At 69.6% G+C, this 13631-nt stretch carries 15 protein-coding genes; 7 read left to right on the top strand and 8 right to left on the bottom strand.

Annotated elements, in window-relative coordinates:
• Positions 1-107 precede the first annotated feature (107 nt).
• Positions 108-482 (top strand): VOC family protein, encoded by a 375-nt coding sequence (locus AB0I12_RS19950; protein ID WP_359931546.1) that lies wholly within the window; start codon positions 108-110, stop codon positions 480-482.
• Here the strand turns inward: AB0I12_RS19950 and AB0I12_RS19945 are convergent, their stop codons facing one another.
• Positions 483-914 carry a hypothetical protein gene (locus AB0I12_RS19945; RefSeq protein WP_359931543.1) on the bottom strand — a complete coding sequence of 144 codons (432 nt, stop codon included), beginning with the start codon at positions 912-914 and terminating at the stop codon, positions 483-485.
• Positions 914-1288, bottom strand: a complete 375-nt coding sequence (locus AB0I12_RS19940; RefSeq protein ID WP_359931540.1) for a nuclear transport factor 2 family protein — start codon at positions 1286-1288, stop codon at positions 914-916. Before AB0I12_RS19940 ends, AB0I12_RS19945 begins: the two co-directional genes overlap by 1 nt.
• A 196-nt stretch (positions 1289-1484) precedes the next feature.
• Between AB0I12_RS19940 and AB0I12_RS19935 the strand changes: the two genes are divergently transcribed.
• From AB0I12_RS19935 to AB0I12_RS19925, 3 genes are all read left to right on the top strand, one after another.
• A complete protein-coding gene (locus AB0I12_RS19935) occupies positions 1485-2273 on the top strand; it encodes a hypothetical protein (RefSeq protein ID WP_359931537.1) in 789 nt (262 codons plus the stop codon).
• A 44-nt stretch (positions 2274-2317) separates the two neighbouring features.
• Positions 2318-3073, top strand: a complete 756-nt coding sequence (locus AB0I12_RS19930) for a hypothetical protein (protein ID WP_359931534.1) — start codon at positions 2318-2320, stop codon at positions 3071-3073.
• A 293-nt stretch (positions 3074-3366) separates the two neighbouring features.
• On the top strand, positions 3367-5259 hold the full coding sequence (locus AB0I12_RS19925; RefSeq protein WP_359931531.1) for a heparinase II/III family protein: 1893 nt from the start codon (positions 3367-3369) through the stop codon (positions 5257-5259).
• 98 nt (positions 5260-5357) lie between these two features.
• Here the strand turns inward: AB0I12_RS19925 and AB0I12_RS19920 are convergent, their stop codons facing one another.
• From AB0I12_RS19920 to AB0I12_RS19905, 4 genes are read right to left on the bottom strand one after another with little or no spacing between them, the layout of a single operon-like run.
• Complete coding sequence (locus AB0I12_RS19920; protein WP_359931528.1) at positions 5358-5942, bottom strand: DUF664 domain-containing protein; 585 nt, start codon at positions 5940-5942, stop codon at positions 5358-5360.
• 42 nt (positions 5943-5984) lie between these two features.
• A complete protein-coding gene (locus AB0I12_RS19915; RefSeq protein WP_359931525.1) occupies positions 5985-6368 on the bottom strand; it encodes a hypothetical protein in 384 nt (127 codons plus the stop codon).
• A 25-nt stretch (positions 6369-6393) separates the two neighbouring features.
• Entirely contained in the window at positions 6394-6954 is a 561-nt protein-coding gene (locus AB0I12_RS19910; protein ID WP_359931522.1) for a GNAT family N-acetyltransferase, read from the bottom strand.
• Between the two features lie 8 nt (positions 6955-6962).
• Complete coding sequence (locus tag AB0I12_RS19905) at positions 6963-7520, bottom strand: DinB family protein (protein ID WP_359931520.1); 558 nt, start codon at positions 7518-7520, stop codon at positions 6963-6965.
• A gap of 33 nt (positions 7521-7553) precedes the next feature.
• Between AB0I12_RS19905 and AB0I12_RS19900 the strand changes: the two genes are divergently transcribed.
• Positions 7554-8078 (top strand): GNAT family N-acetyltransferase, encoded by a 525-nt coding sequence (locus AB0I12_RS19900; RefSeq protein WP_359931517.1) that lies wholly within the window; start codon positions 7554-7556, stop codon positions 8076-8078.
• 136 nt (positions 8079-8214) lie between these two features.
• The gene (locus AB0I12_RS19895; protein WP_359931514.1) at positions 8215-11058 is read left to right on the top strand and encodes a glycosyltransferase; all 2844 of its coding nucleotides are present in this window, start codon (positions 8215-8217) and stop codon (positions 11056-11058) included.
• Here the strand turns inward: AB0I12_RS19895 and AB0I12_RS19890 are convergent.
• Positions 11055-11462 (bottom strand): hypothetical protein, encoded by a 408-nt coding sequence (locus tag AB0I12_RS19890; RefSeq protein ID WP_359931511.1) that lies wholly within the window; start codon positions 11460-11462, stop codon positions 11055-11057. The genes AB0I12_RS19895 and AB0I12_RS19890 overlap by 4 nt on opposite strands.
• A 699-nt stretch (positions 11463-12161) precedes the next feature.
• Complete coding sequence (locus AB0I12_RS19885) at positions 12162-12731, bottom strand: TIGR03086 family metal-binding protein (RefSeq protein ID WP_359931508.1); 570 nt, start codon at positions 12729-12731, stop codon at positions 12162-12164.
• A 64-nt stretch (positions 12732-12795) separates the two neighbouring features.
• Here AB0I12_RS19885 and AB0I12_RS19880 point away from each other — a divergent pair, with 64 nt between their 5' ends.
• Positions 12796-13539: a helix-turn-helix domain-containing protein gene (locus AB0I12_RS19880; RefSeq protein ID WP_359931505.1), complete on the top strand. Its 744-nt coding sequence runs from the start codon at positions 12796-12798 to the stop codon at positions 13537-13539.
• Positions 13540-13631: the final 92 nt, after the last annotated feature.

Below are 13631 nucleotides of genomic sequence, written 5' to 3'. Positions count from 1 at the left end.
CCCATCTCGGCCGGCCCCTCTGGCCCGGCCCCCATGCTCCGCACAGTAGACCCGGCCACGGACAGTTCGCGACCCTTGGAAACCCGCCGTCCGGTTAAGGTCTGGCCATGATGTTGCGACATGTCACGATCGATGCCGGGAACCCGTACGAGCTGGCGCAGTTCTGGAGTACCGTGACCGGCTGGCCGGTGGCGGACGGGGACGAGCCGGGCGACACCGAGGTGCTGGTGCAGGCGCCGGCACCGGTGCCCGGGCTGCTGTTCATCGCGGTCCCGGAGGGAAAGACGGTGAAGAACCGGGTGCACTTCGACTGGGCCCCGACCGAGCGGACGCGGGACGAGGAGGTCGAGCGGATCCTCTCCCTCGGCGGCACCGTCCACGAGGACCACCGGGTCCCCGACGGCCGCGGCTGGGTCACGATGAAGGACCTCGAAGGCAACGAGTTCTGCGTCGAGCGCAGCGAGGCGGAACGGGCCGGCTGATCAGCCCGGCGGGCGGGACGGGAAGCGGTCCAGGTACGCGCGGGCGCGGGGCCGCGGATCCTCGTGGTACAGCTCCGGCGGCCGGTGGTAGTTCTGCGCACAGAAGGTGGCGAGATCGGACGTGACCGGGACGAGTTCCCAGGTCGCGTCCGGCTCGTACGCCGCGGTCGCCGCGAGCAACTCGTCCTGCAACGTCCACCCGTCGTGATCGAACGCCCACGTCCCGTCGGTCGCGATCACATGCGACGGGTTCTCCTCCCCCGCCTTCCACACCGCGCACACGCCGTACGCCGGGTTCCGCGCGACGAACTCCCACGCGAGGATGTGACAGGCGCCCGCGGCGAAGAACGCCTGGTCCGTCCGCCGCCAGGACACCTCCTGGTCGGCCCGCTCCTCCGGCGTCCGCCGGAACATTCCTGCCGGCCGGTACATCAGGTCAGCGCCGTCGCCTGGGACCAGCGGATCTGCCAGCCCGCCGTCGTACGCCGGTAGCAGTCGAGGTGCCAGGCGTTGAGCGGGCCGGGTTCACGGCCGTCGACGCCGATCTCGATCGCCGACTGGTAGCGCAGGACCGCGACCGCCCCGTCGACCATCACGTCGATGTCGGTGATCGGCTCGAACCGGCGATACAGGATCTCGCCGGTCTCGATACCGCCGAGGTACTCCGCCTTCGTCCAGGCGTGGCCGCTCGGCGTGACGATGACGAAGTCCGGCGCGTGGATCGCGTCGGCCTCCGGGATCCGGCGGGCGACCAGGTGTGCCAGGCGGGTACGTTCGAGGTCGCGGAGGAGATCGGCTTCCGGCATGACCGAAAACCTACCCACGATCCGGCTCTTCGGAGATGCTGGTCCGGGGAACCGGGGGGTTCGCTCCGAACACGTGGGGGGTAGGAGCATGCAGCGAATGCGGGGGTCGCCGCGTCATGTCAGTGTGCGGAGACGACGGAGGCTGGGGGGCGTCGCGGTGGTGGACGACATACAACAGCGGCCGAGGCACGAGCGGGTGTCCGTGCTGCGGAAGTTCCTGGGGTCGGTCGCCGCGATCGGAGTGACGCTGCTCGTGCTGGCACTGCTCGGCGCGGTGCTCGTCGTCCTCGAGCCGCGGTCGACGAGCGCCGACAGTACGGTCGGCGGTTCGTACAGCGTGCCGTCCAAGGGCCCCGGGCGCTGGGGGTCGGGGACGCTCGGTCCGTGGGACGGCCTGGCCCGCCGGATCTCCCCCGAGGACGAGATCCGCGACGTGCTCGCGTTCGACGGGATCTTCATGTTCGGCGACAGCATCGCCGTCCAGGACAGCGCCGCACTCGAGCGGCTGCTGACCGATCGCACCGGCGAGTCGATCGCGATCCACGACTGGTCCGGGCAGCCGGCGTCGGCGGCCGTCGGCGCGCTCGCGGAGTGGTCGCGCGACTACGGTCTGCCGCGGCGGATCGTGATGGCGGTCGGGACGAACGACATCTTCGACCCGCCCGCGTTCGCGGCCCAGGTCGAGCGCGCGCTCCGGATCGCCGGCCCGGACCGGACCGTGTACTGGGTGGACGTGTATGTGGCCCGCACCAAGCAGCCCGACGCCATCCGCGATGCCGACCTCGCCAACAGCACCTGGATCAACCAGCAGCTGCAGGACGCGGCGCTCCGGCACCCGAACCTGCGGATCATCGACTGGTCGGGCTTCCTGATGTCCCAGCCGGACCGCCCGGCCGAGTACCTGCGCGACGGCGTGCACACCAGTCGGCCGGCCGGCGGCGCGGCCCGCAACGAACTGATCGCGGACGCGCTCCAAAGCCGGTAAACCTCGCAGCCCGGCTCCGCGTGAAGGATTGCGAGGAGGTGGGCATGTCCATCAAGCGCTGGTCGGTCTCGGCCTTTCTGATCGTGGTCCTGACCGCGTTCCTCCTGACCCTGCTGCATCTCGAGGCGCCTGCCGCCCACGCGAAGGCGGCGCCACCGGCCGCCGACCCCGGAAGCTACGGATCCGGCACGCTCGGGTCCTGGCAGGGAGACAACCACGTCATCTCGGACAGTGCGGCGGTCCGCGAGACGGTCAAGAACGACGGCGTGGTGCTCTTCGGCGACAGCATCGCCGTCCAGGACGGTGACGCTCTCGGCCGGCTCCTCGGACAGCAGCTGCACACGTCGTTCGCGGAGTACAGCTGGGCCGGCCAGCCGACCTCCGCCGCCGTCGACGCGATGGCGGTCTGGGCTCGTGAGTACGGTCTGCCGCGGCGGATCGTGATGGCGGTCGGGTCCAACGACATCTTCGACCCGCCGGCCTTCGCGGCCCAGGTCGAGCGCGCACTCCGGATCGCCGGGCCGGACCGGACGGTGTACTGGGTCGACGTCCAGGTCTCCCGGACCGACGAGCCCGCTGCGGTCCAGGTCGCCGACCAGCGCAACAGCGCCTGGATCGACCTGCAACTCGAACAGGCGGCGCTGCAGCACCCGAACCTGCGGATCGTGCACTGGGCCGAATTCCTCGCGGCCCATCCCGAGCGGCTGCACACGGAGCTGCGCGACGGCCGGCACACCACCGTCCCGGCCGGGCAGAACGCGCGAAACACCCTGATCCTGCAGGCGATCCGGCACGGCTGACGCTGCCCGTGCGGGCAACCGGAACCGAAGTCGGCGATCCGAAGCAACTTTTCCGGCCGCTCGCGACATCTATGAGGTAGAGGAACCATTCCGACCTCGGGGGGAACCGATGGCGACGTACCTGACAGGAGCCGGCCGGCCGCAATTTTGATGCCGGGCGCAACCTTCGACGAGCTGCCGCACGTTTCCGAGGTACCACGCACACCACTCGACCTTGTCCCGGGGATCGCCCCACCCGAATTCAGGTCTATGCCAGAATAGGCATGCCTTCGGGCATGCGGGGAGGACCCACGATGCCCGCGAGACATCTGCGCACGACCGGTGCGACCCTGCGACTCACGATCACGCTCCTCGTGAGTGCTGCGGTGCTGGGCGCCGTCCTGGTGATCCCGTGGGGCGGTTCCGAGCCCGAGGCAGCGCCGGACCCGACCGTGAGCCACACCCCGGAGCCGCCGACCCCGCCGCCGGCACCGGCGCGGCAGAACGTCTACACCTGCCCGGCGTACAGCGGGATCGACTCCGCGAACCCGGTCGCCAACCTCGCCAAGGACACCTTCACCTGGGGGACGACGCCGCCCACCAAGGTCGGCGACGGCAAGGGAAACGTCGACTGGCGGATGAACCCGGCCAACAACCCCAGCTGGTACATGTGGCTGCACTCGCTGCGGTGGCTCGGGCAAGGGATCAACGCGGCCGCGAAGGGCGATAAGGCCGCACTCCAGCGGGTCAGCGCGATCGCCCGCGACTGGGTCAACGACAACCCGTACTCGTGGAAGTCGGACGTCGGTGCGTACGAATCGACGATGCACCGCACCAACGTGCTGATCTGCCTGCGGCAGGCGGTGCTGTCGGGCCTGCGCGTGAGCAAGCTGCCGACGACGTACGCCTGGCTGGACAAGACGCTGCTGCAGCACGCCTGGTTCCTGCAGAAGAACTACAGCGGCGACTGGAACCACGGCACCGACGAGAGCCTGGCGCTGTTCGGCGTCGGCTGCACGTTGAAGCGGGACGACCTGAAGAAGGTCGCAACCGACCGGCTGACCAGCGCGATCAAGACGTCCATCGACACGCAGGGGTCGACGAACGAGCAGTCGACGGCGTACGCGCAGTTCAACTACGCGCTCTGGGGACGGGCCATCGACGTACTGCGCAAGTGCGGGGCCGACCCCGGTACGACGATCACGGCGCGCCGGCGGGAGCTCGCGAAGTGGCTCGCGCTCGCGACCAACTCGCTCGGGAACCTGCCGCAGATCGGCGACTCCGAGGTGGTCCGCACGGTGGCCGTCACCGGGACGGTCCTGGAGTACGCCGGGACGCTCGGCGCGCGCGGGATCCGGCCGACACAGCGGATCGGGATCTTCGACGCCGGGTACATCTTCGGGCGGACCGGCTGGGGCGAGAAGCGGCCGTTCACGCAGGAGTCGACGTACAGCATCCGGTTCGGGCCGGCGCGGAAGCTGCACGGGCACGAGGACCACACGTCGATCACCTACACGTCGCGCGGGCGGGACATCCTGATCGACGGCGGGCACTCCGGGTACAAATGGGACGACTGGCGGAGCTGGGCGAAGAGCCAGTTCGCGCACAACGAGCTGACCGTCGCGTCGACCGCCGCCGAGCACCCGGACACCAAGCTGGTGCGCTCGTCGATCAAGGACACGTCGGAGTTCTACGAGCTGAAGGACAAGCTCGGAGCGGTCGACCGGACGCGTGGCGTGCTGGTGCTGAAGGACCCCGATCTGATGGTGGTGCTGGACCGCGGGACGTCGGGTTCGGACCAGCAGTACTCGACGCTGTGGCACCTGCCGGCGGACCAGAAGGTGGTTGTCAGCGGCAATGATCGGGTGGTGGCGGCGCGGCCCGGCGAGCGGGTGAAGACCACACTGCTGCAGATCCCGTTCCAGCAGGAGACCACGCCGATCGAGGTGACGACCGGGCAGCAGACTCCCGTCCAGGGGTGGCACTACCTGACGATCGACAAGCGGGTGCCGGCGCCGGTGGTGAAGTTCAACCGGGCCGGGCACGACGCGAACATCCTGTCCGTGATCGCACCGAGCCGCGCCAACGCGGCGGTGTCGTACACGACGTCGTGGCAGGGGTCGCGGATGATCCTGAACCTCACCGTCGACGGCGTCACCACCACGGTCGGGGTGTCCGAGGACGGGACGCTGCAGCGGATCAAGTAGGTGCGGCGGATCTCCAGCACTCATCAATCGCCGGTTTCGGCCCGCGCTGAGCGTGGACAGCGCCGAAGAAGGCGAGTTGTGTAGTGCTGGAGATCCGCTCAGGCCCTCTTGGCGCCGACCGGTTGCCAGTCGCGCGGCGGGTCCTCGCCGACCCGGCCGTCGACGGCCTCGCGGATCAGGTCGGCGTGGCCGGTGTGGCGGCCGTACTCCTCGATCAGATCGCAGACGAGCCGGCGCAGACTGGGGTGCCGGCCGTCCGGCCAGCTGATGTGCGCCGGCTGGCCGAGCCCGCCGTCCGCGATCGCCGCCGTCAACGTCTCCCGCGAGCGGGCGACCGCGCCGTCCCAGAGCGCGTACAGCTCCTCCGGGGTGTTGTCGACGGCGGAGTTGAACTCCCAGTCGTTGTCGTCCCGCCAGCCGTTGTCCAGCCACGGCCCACCCATCGGCTTGCCACGGAACTTCACGTCGAACATGTAGTCCTCGTTCGCCGCGAGATGCTTCATCAACCCGCCGAGCGTGATCGACGACGCCCCGATCCGCGTGTTCAGCTCGTCCGCGTCGAGTCCGTCCACCTTGTACCGGAACGTGGTACGCAGCCGGTCCAGCGCCCCGACCAGATGCTCCGCCTCACTTCCCGCCAACGGCGGCTCCCACCACGGCGAAACCCACTCATCCTCAGCCATACCTGCACCGTAAACCTCATTCCGGACGGTCTCCTTCCGGAACTAGTCGCCGACAGCGCGAGCCTCACGGTCCAGCCGGCGAGCGGTGCGTACGCCCCAGATCACCATGCCGACGACGAACGCCATGCCGGCCACCGACACCGCCCTGATCGGCCAGTCCGGGATCGAGATCGCTGTCCAGCCGAGGGCTGCGAGCACCGCGAGAGTCATCGCACCGCCGAAGACCGCACTCAGCACAACCCGCGCCTTGGTCCACGGCTGGGGCCTCGGCGGGTTCTGCGCCAGCCGGTAGGCGCCGAACGCGAAGGCCACGGCAAGGACGGCCGGCAGGACCGCGCCCAGCGCGTCACCTGCCAACCCGTTCGCGACCGCCGCAACGACATTGCCCGCCACGGCCACCCACAGCAGAACCGCCAGTCCCCTCATGAGCTGATGGTAGGCGGCGGGACGCTCACAGCGTGCGCCGTACGACGACGTTGCGTCTGGCCGTGGTGCGGTTCTCGGCGTACGGCGTGAAGCCGGCGCCGAGGAACGTGCTGAGTACGCCGCGGCCTGGGTCGCCGGGCATCGCCTTCACTGGGTAGGCCTCGACGATCCGGGCGCCTGAGGTCCGCGCGTACTCGACGGCCGCGTCGATCATCGGCGCAGTGAGGCCGCGTCCGCGATAGCCGCGCTTCACGAACAGGCAGTTGATCGCCCAGATCGTCTCATCGCCGGGGTCGTCGATCGGCAGCGTCCGCGAGTGCATGATCGCGTAGTACGCCGTCCGCGGCGCGACCGCGCACCAGACCGCCGGCCGCGCGTCGACGTACCCGATCAGCCCGACCGGACTGCCCGCTTCGACGAAGCTCTGCAGCGCGGCGCGGTTCTCGGCGTTTCCGTTCGCGGCAACTTGTGCGGACGGCAACCGACGCGCCATGCACCAGCAGCCGCGCGTCCCGCCGCTCGGCCCGAACAACTCGAGCAGGTCGCCCCACCGCTCCTGATCAACTACCCGAGCCACGAACTCCATCGGGGCACTCACCGGCCGGGAGCGAGGCACAGATAGAGGTCGCGGAGCAGGCAGATCTCGGCGCCGTGGTGGATGAGTTCGACGTTCGAGTAGAGGATGACGCGCGCTATCGGCTTGTCGGCGAACGCGGGCGGGGCGGTGGGACCCTGCGGCTGGGCGAGGCCGTCGTCACCGAGGCGCCGTACGCCGTCGAGCCACCGCGCGTACACGTCGTCGAGTTGCTGCAGCGCTCCATCGGCGGTCCCCGCGAACTCGAACGTCGCGACATCGGCCGGCGGACCGCCGAACCGCTTCGCGTTCGACTCCGCGAATCCCTGGATCAGATGTCCGAGCCGCCAGGCGATCGTGGTGACCGGCTCCGGATCCACGGTCTCGCCGTAGTCCCAGGTGAGCTCCCCCGCGCCGAACGACAGCTGTGCACGGCTCGTGCCCCGACGGCTGAGTGTCCAGCAACCGTCGACCGGCTCCCAGAAGTACTCGTCGTCGGTCAGCCCGTCGAGCCTCGGCCGCAGCCGGGTCTGCCAGTGCGCGTCGATCTGATCAGTGACCTCGGCATTCCAGTCCACACCGGATGGTATTCGCGGCTAGTGTCCTCAGGCATGAAAACCGAGCTCGGATCCGTCGCCTGGCCGCCCGACTCGATCAAGACCGAGCGTCTCGTGCTCCGCGAGCCCGAGGCCCGTGACCGTACGGCGCTCATCGAGCTGCTCGCCTCGCCGCAGGTCGGTACGTACATCGGCGGCCCGCAGCCCCGCGACGAACTGGAGCGCGCGATCCCGGCGGCGCCCCGGCGCCGCGCCGGCCTGTTCGCGGTCGACCTCGACGGGTCGGTGATCGGCACGGTCACCCTCGACGAGCGGGAGGTTCGCCCGGACATCGCGCCCGTCGAACTCGGCTACCTGTTCCTCCCGTCGTCCTGGGGCCACGGCTACGCAACCGAAGCTTGCTCCGCCGCGCTCACCTGGCTCAGCGCCGCCCGCCCCGGCACCGCAGTGGCTCTCACCACCCAGACCGCCAACGTCGCGTCGATGCGCCTGGCAACCAAGCTCGGCTTCACCGAGCTGGAGCGCTACGAGGCCTGGGGCGCCGACCAGTGGCTGGGCGTCTGGTCTCCCCCTGCTTGAGCCAGATCAATGTCAAAAGCTGCAATTTGCCGCGGATCTGCAACCATCTCCCGCTCTCACGACATCTAATGAGGTGTAAGAGGTCTAGTCCTGATCTCCTGCAGGGGGAGCAGGAGCGCGTGGGGGGAACACCGCAGTGGATCGCAACACGAACAAGGGTCGGGCTGAGCAGGCGGCGTCGCCGGGCGGGGCGACGTCGCCACCGGGCGGGATGCCGGCGCAGGACGGGATGCCGGCGCGGCTCGATGCGCCTGTCCGGCTGCTCGTCGGGCCGGCCAACTTCGCGGGGCAGGGCACCCGCTGGGCTCGCGCGCTCGAAAGCCGGGCAACCAACACGAAAGCGACGTCGTTCGCGTTCTTCAAAGGCGTCCTCGACTACCCGGTCGACTACGGCGTTCCGGCCCGTACGTACCGGCGTAATCCCAGGTGGCGGCTGAACTTCTACAACCACGTCGTACGCAACTACACGCACGTGCTGCTCGAAGCGGCCCGCCCGGTCTTCGGCCCGTTGCACGGCCCGGACGGGTCCTTCGAGATCCCGCACCTGCTCACCAAGGGCCTGCACGTGGCGCTCATCGCGCACGGTTCCGACGTACGGATTCCCAGCCGGCACGTCGAGACCGAGCCCTGGTCGCCGTTCCCGGACCTCGAGGACGAGACCGTCGAGCTGCTCGAGCGCAACGCGACCCGCGCCGCGGAGCTGTTCACGTCGTACCCGGGCCAGGTGTACGTCTCCACGCCCGACCTCCTCGACTACGTCCCCGACGCGGCGTGGTGCCCGGTGATCGTCGACGTCGACGCCTGGCGCAGCGACGCCCCGGTGCTCGAACACGAGAAGCCGGTCGTGGCGCACGCGCCGAGCAAGTCGGCCATGAAGGGCTCGGAGCTGATCGACCCGATCATGGAGCGCCTGGCCGAGCGCGGCCTGATCACGTACCGGCGGGTCGAGGGGATCGACCCCGCGGACATGCCGGCCGTCTACCGGGACGCCGACATCGTTCTCGACCAGTTCCGCATCGGCAGCTACGGCGTCGCCGCCTGCGAGGCGATGGCCGCGGGCCGGGTCGTGGTCGGCCACATCGCGCAGCACGTACGCGACCGCGTCGCCGCCGACACGGGGCTCGACCTCCCGATCGTCGACGCGACACCCGACACCATCGAGCAGGTCGTCCTCGACCTCATCGCGGACCCGGACCGCGCCCGCGCGGTCGCCGCGCGCGGCCCGGCGTTCGTCGAGAAGGTGCATGACGGCCGCTGGTCGGCCGAGGCGCTGGAGTCGTTCGTCGAGCAGCCGGCTCCGGTGCCCGTCGGCTGGAAGCCGTCGTGGATCCGGCCCAAGGTCGTCATGATGGCCGGCAACGACATCGTGTCCGACGCCCGCGTGCTCAAGTACGCGCAGACGGTGGCCAACTGGGACCTCGACGTCACCTGTATCGGCATCCCGGGGCGTCGGCTGCGGGGCGTTCGCCAGTTCGGCAAGGTGCAGGTGATGTGTCCGCCGATCCCCTCGAAGGTGCTGCTGACCGGGTGGCGCAGGCGGCTGACGATCGTCAAGGCCAACCTGAGGCCGTGGTTCAGCACCGAGGCGGAGTACCTGCTGGCGTACAGCCGCTGGCAGTACGCCAGCCGCGAGCTCCGTGCGGAGCGAGGCCGGGACCGCCGCGATCACGAGCGCAACGAGTCCGGGCGGGTACGGCGTTCCCTGCTCGAGCGGCTGCAGCGTGCGGTGCGTTGGCGCACCCTCCGGCTGCACCGCGCCGTACTGCAGGCCCGGGCGTACTTCGTCCGCCGCCCGCAGCGCGACGTCGACCTCACCGACCTCGGGATCGGCAAGCGCCGCGCGCGGTTGCTCGCCCTGCACCGCCGCCTGCCGACGGGCCGCTGGCGACGGGTGATGCCGGAGGTGATGGACCAGGAGCTGACGCTAGGCCCGCTGCTCGACCGCCTCCTGATCGAGGTGATCCACGTGCACGACGTGTTCATGCTCGGCATCGCGGCGCGCGCGGCGCACCGGGCGGCGCTGGACGGGCGGACGGTCAAGATCATCTACGACGCCCACGAGTACATCCCCGGCGTACCGGTGGTGGCTCCGCGCCGAGTCGCGGCGTACAGCGATCTCGAGCGCGAGTTCATCCGCGACACCGACCGCGTCATCACGGTGTCGGAGCCGCTGGCCCGCTGGCTGCAGCGCGACCACAAGCTGGCCGCGCTGCCCGACGTCGTCCTCAACGCACCGGTCGAACCGCCCGCGGACGCCGAGGTCACTGGGGTGCGCGAGCTGCTCGGGCTCTCGGAGGACGTGCCGCTGCTCGTGTACGGCGGGGGCGTCAACCGGGCCCGCGGCGTCGGGACGGTCGTCGAGGCACTGCCGCAACTACCCGACGTACACCTCGCGATCGTCGCGCGGGCCAACTCCGTCACCGCGGAACTGCTGGCACGCGCCGTCGAGCTGGGTGTGAGCGACCGAGTCCACCTGGCGCCGTTCGTCAGCGCCGAGGTCGTGCCGTTGTATCTGCGCTCGGCGAGCATCGGCCTCAGCCCGCTGCTGCACGCGCCGAACCACGACATCGCGGTGACGAACAAGTTCTGCGAGTACATCGCGGCCGGCCTGCCGATCATCACCAGCGACACTCCCGCACAGGCCGATCTGGTGAACGAGCTCGACCTCGGTGCCGTCTACCCCGCGGGCGACGTGGACGGCCTCGCCCGCGCGATCAGCGCCGTACTCGCCGACCGCGACCGCATCGCCAAACGCATCGCCGACGACGCCGACCTCCTGCACCGCTTCTCCTGGTCCGCCCAGGCCGAGGTCATCCGATCCGTGTACACCGAGGTCATGGGCGAACTCCCCGCCGCCGCCTGGACGCCCACCGCCACCGTCGTACACAAACTCATCCCGGGCCCGCCCGAGCCCCCAGAAACCAGATGGCACGCCTTCCGCAAGGCCCGAGCCGAGAAGCTCGCCTCCGACGGCGCCTAGCAGGATTCCTCGACGACGACCAATGACCGTTGGTCGTCAGCTTTGAACTCAGCAGCCACGAACTCGGTGTGGTCGCCGGGCGCGCGTCCATCGCCGGCCGGCTTCAGGTAGGGCCGGATAGTCGCCATGAGGTTCACCCGCTCTGCGGTTGGCACCTCCTTGACCTCGTCGAGGTTGACATGCAGCACAGGCACAGCCGGGTCGCGCACCAAATGCTCCAGGCGGCTCCACCGCAAGTCGCCGCCCCGCATCCGCCAGAGCACGCCGCTCTCGTCAACCAACCGGCGATCCCGGATCGGCGACCAGACCTCCACCGGCTCCCCGCCGCCTTCTACGGAACCACAGACCTCCTCGACCACATCAGCAAAAGCCTGCTGTTGCTCGGTCTTCCGCTTGTACCCCATGCACCCATCATGAGGCGTCCAGCGCTCGGAGGCACCGAAGGCGATCGAGGCCGCGAATCCCCAGCACCGGAGGATGACCTCTGGCCTGGGGGCCTGGTGGAGCCGCCTGTCGGAATCGGACCGACCTTCTCACTACGAGGAGCGCAAGATTCCCCATGGGTATCCGGTGTTTCGTGCCACGCATTTCGACCATCCGGGCTCGGCTCACCCCTGGTCGGCCGACCAGGTGCACCGGGCGCCGGCCTTCTGATCCGTAGGAGCCTGCAGGTGCTCGCTGCTACCCCGCCCGAATCCCGAGAACCCCCATCGGCTTGTGGTGTGGGCGCGGCCGTGTCATCCCTCCCGCCGTGCGCGAGCGGATGCTCGCCGCGGCGCCCACCGCCCCGCCTGACACCTGCTTTGAGCACCCACCAACCAAAATCCTCGTCGAGGATTGGTTGGCGGGTGCTCAAAGTCAGGCTGGAGGGATCACGCGGGCGGCGTGATGCTCCAGATGCCGCGGCCGTGGCAGGGTCGTGGGTATCACCGAACTGAGCGGTCACCAAAAGCCCTGGCTGATCGTCCGAAGCCAGTAGCGACGTCCGGGACGACAGCGGCTGGCGCGCCAGGCGTTACGTCGTGTGCACCGTAGTGCGCGAGCGGCGCACCCTCTGTCTCCATCTCGGAGGGTGCGCCGCTGCTCAGAGCCGGAGTCGAGAACTACGCCCAGCTGGGATCACGGCCGGTGAGGCCGAGGATGCGGTCCAAGGTGGTCGCGTCGGCCGGCACCGCGACCTGCGGTCCGTACATGCCCATGTCCCGCCCCTGCTCCACGCCGGCGAACATCGTGTCGTGCAGATGCGCCAGCAGCTCGGCGGGCAGTTCCAGCCGCTGCCCGGTCGCGACCGCGAGGTCCCAGCCGTGTACGGCCAACTCGCCGATGATCATGTCGCCCATGACGGGCGCGGGCAGCGTCTGCGGCGTGCCCATGCTCGTCTCGCCGGCCCAGGCGCTCGGCGGCGCCCACGACGACGTGATGTCGTCCAGCAGCGCGAGCAGGCGGCCGCGCCAGTCGCCGGCTGCCAGGTCGACATCGGACTCGGAGGTCGCCGGCTGCGGAACGGACTCCTTGCGGCCGGCGCCGGCGAGCGACGGGCCCCAGAACAGCAGGTGGTTGACCAGGGCCCGCACGTCGTACTCCGTGCATGGAGTCTTGTTGGCGAGCTGGTCGTCGGTGATGGTGTGGGCGACTGCGGCCATAGCCTCGGCCGCCTCGGAAACGTGTGACATGGCGGCGATGCTAGGCAGCGTTGGCCGGAGGGGTATTGAACAAAGGCGACATACACTCTGCCGGGTGGGACGGGACATTCGTGAGCTGGCGAGTGCGTGGAGCAGGTATCAGCGGCACGCGTTTCATGACCCGTCGCCGGCGCTCGCGCCATGGGTGGAGCGTTACTGGGAGGCTCGCTGGGATTACGCCGAGCCCTACCGGCAGAAGATCGTGCCGTACCCGAACGTGCACCTGTCGTTCGGCGCCGGCCGCGCGGACGTCAGCGGCGTGTGCAGCGGCTACCAGATCAAGGTCCTCGAGGGCCGCGGCCACGTCTTCGGTGTCGCGTTCCGGCCGGGCTGCTTCCGCCCGTTTCTCGGTGCCTCCGTCTCGATGATCACGGACCGCGTCGTCCCGGCGACCGAGGTGTTCAGTACGGACCTGCCCACCGTGCTCGACGTGCCGACCATGGATGCGTTCCTGTTGAAACACCTGCCAGACGACGACGCCCGCGCACGCCAGGCGGTGGCCGCGGTCGAGTTGATCGCCAAGGACAAGGGCATGACCAGGGTCGAACGCCTCGCCGGCGAGCTGGGGCTGAGCATGCGGGCGCTGCAACGGCTGTTCGCGGAGTACGTCGGCATCGGCCCCAAGTGGGTGATCCGCCGCTACCGCCTGCACGAGGTGACCACACGCATGGCCGCCGACCGGCCCATCAACTGGGCCGCACTAGCGGCAGACCTCGGCTACGCCGACCAGGGCCACTTCATCCGCGACTTCAAAAACATCTTCGGCGAGCCACCGACCTGGTACGCACACCGGTATTAGCTAAGGGCGTCGAGCGCCCGCGTCACCCAGCGTCGTTCCGTCGACTGATCTGCGACACCCATCCGCCAGTTGACCTGCGAAAGCCGAGAGCG

Source organism: Kribbella sp. NPDC050459, assembly GCF_040655315.1.
GTDB lineage: Bacteria > Actinomycetota > Actinomycetes > Propionibacteriales > Kribbellaceae > Kribbella.
Note: the sequence above shows the minus strand (reverse complement) of the source record. Positions and strands in the feature narration are given on the sequence as shown.